The 3,543-nt window shown below is 39.3% G+C and carries 5 protein-coding genes; 3 read left to right on the top strand and 2 right to left on the bottom strand.

Annotated elements, in window-relative coordinates:
- The first annotated feature begins 130 nt into the window (after positions 1-130).
- A complete protein-coding gene (locus tag VF500_RS31180; protein ID WP_330863394.1) occupies positions 131-1,009 on the top strand; it encodes an alpha/beta hydrolase in 879 nt (292 codons plus the stop codon).
- A gap of 62 nt (positions 1,010-1,071) precedes the next feature.
- Here the strand turns inward: VF500_RS31180 and VF500_RS31175 are convergent, their stop codons facing one another.
- Together VF500_RS31175 and VF500_RS31170 are read right to left on the bottom strand one after the other, a co-directional pair.
- Positions 1,072-1,488 (bottom strand): hypothetical protein, encoded by a 417-nt coding sequence (locus VF500_RS31175; protein ID WP_330863393.1) that lies wholly within the window; start codon positions 1,486-1,488, stop codon positions 1,072-1,074.
- A 61-nt stretch (positions 1,489-1,549) separates the two neighbouring features.
- Positions 1,550-1,735, bottom strand: coding sequence for a hypothetical protein (locus VF500_RS31170; RefSeq protein WP_330863392.1), 186 nt, complete (start codon positions 1,733-1,735; stop codon positions 1,550-1,552).
- A gap of 206 nt (positions 1,736-1,941) precedes the next feature.
- On the opposite strand from VF500_RS31170, the gene VF500_RS31165 reads away from it, so the two are divergent.
- Together VF500_RS31165 and VF500_RS31160 are read left to right on the top strand one after the other, a co-directional pair.
- Positions 1,942-2,643, top strand: coding sequence for a S24 family peptidase (locus VF500_RS31165; RefSeq protein ID WP_330863391.1), 702 nt, complete (start codon positions 1,942-1,944; stop codon positions 2,641-2,643).
- A 460-nt stretch (positions 2,644-3,103) separates the two neighbouring features.
- Positions 3,104-3,543: GNAT family N-acetyltransferase (locus VF500_RS31160; RefSeq protein WP_330863390.1), on the top strand; the 440-nt coding region annotated here is incomplete at its 3' end.

Raw genomic sequence — 3,543 nt, 5'->3', positions numbered from 1 at the left:
TAAAGGTCAAATAGCACGGCCCATTGCCTGATCCACTGTATTTACTTTGTTAAAATTAGTTAAACATTTTGCCGTAACCCATTCATAAACGGATATTTATATAGCGAAACCGTTGCATATAACTATCTGTATGAAAAAGCTACCCGCATTGTTTTCACTGGCAACTTCAATTGGTTTATGGTACGCCTGTATTCAGCATCCGCAAAACAAAAAAGCAACAGACCTCCCCCATGTCAAAATCAGCAACCATGGTGTTAATATTGCCTATACAGATACCGGCAAGGGCGATACCACATTACTTTTTGTACATGGCTGGTGCATTAACAGAAGCTACTTTGCCGGGCAGGTAAAATATTTCGGTAACAGGTATCGGGTTATTACTATGGATCTGCCCGGCTATGGCCAATCGGGCAAAAATCGTAACTCATGGACAGTGAGCGATTTTGCCGGCGATGTGGCCTCGGTTATAACTACCCTTAAGTTAAAAAATGTGATACTCATTGGCCACTCGATGGCCGGCGAAATTATTGTACAAGCTAAACTCAATGTCCCCGGCCAGGTAATAGGACTTGTAGGTATTGATAATTTTAAAGGCTTTGACGGGAAACCTGAAACCGCAAAAGCAAAGGCCGATTATGCAGAAGCTATAGCTATGTTAAAAAAACACTTCAAAGCAGTAGCTACAGCCTATTTTAACCAGGATCTCTTTTATAAAACAACTAATGCAGCCATCAGGAAGCGTATACTTAGCGACGTGGCCAATACCGATAGTACCATTGCCATAGCAAGTATGGAGGATAATAGTTTTAACACGGTAGCCAAGCTCAGGGCCACTAAAACCAAACTGCACCTTATTAACAGCGACTATACGCCTAATGATACCATTGGGTTTATCAAAGCAGGAATCCCCTATCAGTTACTGCAAATACATGCTACCGGACATTTCCCGATGGTTGAAAACCCTGCGGAATTTAACAGGCTTTTACAAAAAGCTATCAACCAAATTTAAAGCAGTTTTAAAGGCCTTATTAATTATGCAATAAATGCCAAACAGCATAGTTTAAAGCGAACCTAATATTCATAATCACTTGCCGCTCCCGCTTCAACAAGTTGTGTAAGCAAGGCTTTCAACATAGCTTCACGGGTCCACTGTTGTTCAACTACTGACGCATCATCTTTATACCATTGCACAGGGGCGTTAATTTCTATACGTGCTTTATAAGCAAAATTTTTAGTTGGGTGCAATTTAGTCCCCTCGTAGCTATTCAGGTTTTCAGCCTTAATGACGCGGGCCATATCACGCACCCGGATATCCACCTGCAGGCATTCATCAATTGAATTTTTAAAGTCCTGTTTATCCTCCAGCCACAAAGTAAGCGCTTCGTCTGTAAGATCATGCTCAGCAATACTGATCCGGCTGTAGTCATAATCAACCGATATAATAAGCCACCAAAGCTGGCTCTTAAGTTTTTGAGAAATTTTTATCATGGTAATTAGTTTATTGATTGCTTATTTTTTAATTATAATACTCACGCCGGCAACCGGATTATTACCGGTTAAAAGCAGGCATCCATCCCGGCATATATTTTTGGATAGCGATAATTTCATCCCTATATTTTTCACATGCGGCCCTGTAAGCCTCGAAGCGCTGCAAAGCCTCATGTTCATTTGAAGTATCCTTTTGATTGTGGTTCTCCCCTGTTGATTGTTGAAGCGCTGAAAATGCTATATACATGATAGTGTTATTATCGGTTATTTATCGTTATTATTTCTTGATTTTAAATTACAGAACATTGTACTCACACAAAAGAATACTCTTTATAAAACGAGCTGATCATTTTGATTTATCAATAATTTGACTTACATTAGCAATTATCAACGAAACAAATATACAGAATAATCTTTATTATAATCAAGAAAAATCTTTAATTATTTTTTATCATGGAAGACGAAGTAAAACCAGGCAAAATAAAGATTGTACGGCCCGAAACGCTGGAGTTTATCATACTTTATAACCAACTTAAAGGAAAAGCATTCAATGGTAATGCTCAATTAGCTGAAGCATTAGGCTTTAATTCTCCAAGTTCCATCACTGAAATAATAAAGAGCAGGCAAAACATAGACACAGAAAAACTCCGTATTTTTAAAGAAAAATACAAAGACTACATTACAGGAGAAAAAAAACAGAACATTTCTGAAGCAAAACCTGTATCCAGACATAGTGAGGGGATACCAATGTATGAGATCTCTGCAACCGCTTCAGGCGTAGAAGTATATAACGACATCAATGATTCACAGCCGGTTGGCCATATGAATTTCCCGGGCATTGAAGATTGCGATTTCGCGCTCCCTGTTTGGGGGCACAGCATGTACCCCTACCTTGAAAACGGCTGTTGGGTTGCATTAAAAATAATTCATGACAAAAAGATCCTGCCCGGCGAGGTTTATTATATTGAGTGGGGCGATTATCGCATGTATAAACGCCTTCTTGCCGGAGATATCCCTGATGAAGTAATTGCACATTCGGATAATACAACCGAAATGGTTGGCAACCGGCTCAAATACGCCCCCTTTATTATAAAGGTAGCCGATATCAAAAAGCTTTGCCTTGTTAAAGACATCCACAAAAAACACAATCATTAATCCCCCCCTGCGGTGCAATTTATTCGAAGAACAACAAATTGCACCGCTATTTTCTTATCTGATTCATTCAAAAACATCCGGCACCTAACAACATTCTTACTACTCTACGGTTAATATTTATACAGGCTGATTCTGCTTATTATTTTGACGCCTTTATTAAACCTTTAAAGACTTAGCCAATCAAAATTTAAAAGACATCAGGGAGGTAATTTTCAACAATGCAAAGTAAGATGTTAAAACAGATCATTGATGAACTCAGCGTTGGCAACTGGGCACAAAATCTGGCGTTTTACACTTTGCTCCTCCTATTATCCTGGACCGTTATTATGCAAATAAGATCTACATCAAAAATTGGATTAAAGAAACGGCGCGCATTGAAATAAGCCAATTATTTACAACAAGTGAACTCCCTAACATTAAAACTTATATACTTTAGCTGTAATTTCCATTTACAGATGATATGATAATCCGACTGGCTACACTCAACGATATACCGCAAATATTAACTCTTATAGCCGATGTAATACCTGTTATGAAAACAGCAGGCAACTTTCAGTGGGATAATGACTATCCCAATAAACAGGTATTTACCCAGGATATTGAGCTTAACCAACTTTGGGTAGCCGAGATTGCGGGAGCAATAGCAGGTGTAGCTGCAATAACAACCGATCAGGACGCTGAATATGCCCAGGCCGGGCTTGACATTACTGAAACTGCTATAGTTACCCATCGCCTCGCTGTAAACTTTAACTATCAGGGGCGCGGCGTTGCAGCGGCACTTTTAAAGCAAGCCGAACATGAAGCTATACGGCGTGCAATTAACATATTGAGGATTGACACCAATATTGCCAACCAAGCAACACAAAAGCTTTTCCCAAAGCTGGGCTATGTTTTGGCTGG

This window comes from Mucilaginibacter sp. (assembly GCF_036383575.1).
Taxonomy (GTDB): Bacteria; Bacteroidota; Bacteroidia; order Sphingobacteriales; family Sphingobacteriaceae; genus Mucilaginibacter.
Note: the sequence above shows the minus strand (reverse complement) of the source record. Positions and strands in the feature narration are given on the sequence as shown.

Bases quoted from the DNA above. Each gene is read 5' to 3' on its own strand.
- VF500_RS31180 (WP_330863394.1), top strand. From the start codon at position 131: ATGAAAAAGCTACCCGCATTGTTTTCACTGGCAACTTCAATTGGTTTA.
- VF500_RS31175 (WP_330863393.1), bottom strand. From the start codon at position 1,488: ATGATAAAAATTTCTCAAAAACTTAAGAGCCAGCTTTGGTGGCTTATT.
- VF500_RS31170 (WP_330863392.1), bottom strand. From the start codon at position 1,735: ATGTATATAGCATTTTCAGCGCTTCAACAATCAACAGGGGAGAACCAC.
- VF500_RS31165 (WP_330863391.1), top strand. From the start codon at position 1,942: ATGGAAGACGAAGTAAAACCAGGCAAAATAAAGATTGTACGGCCCGAA.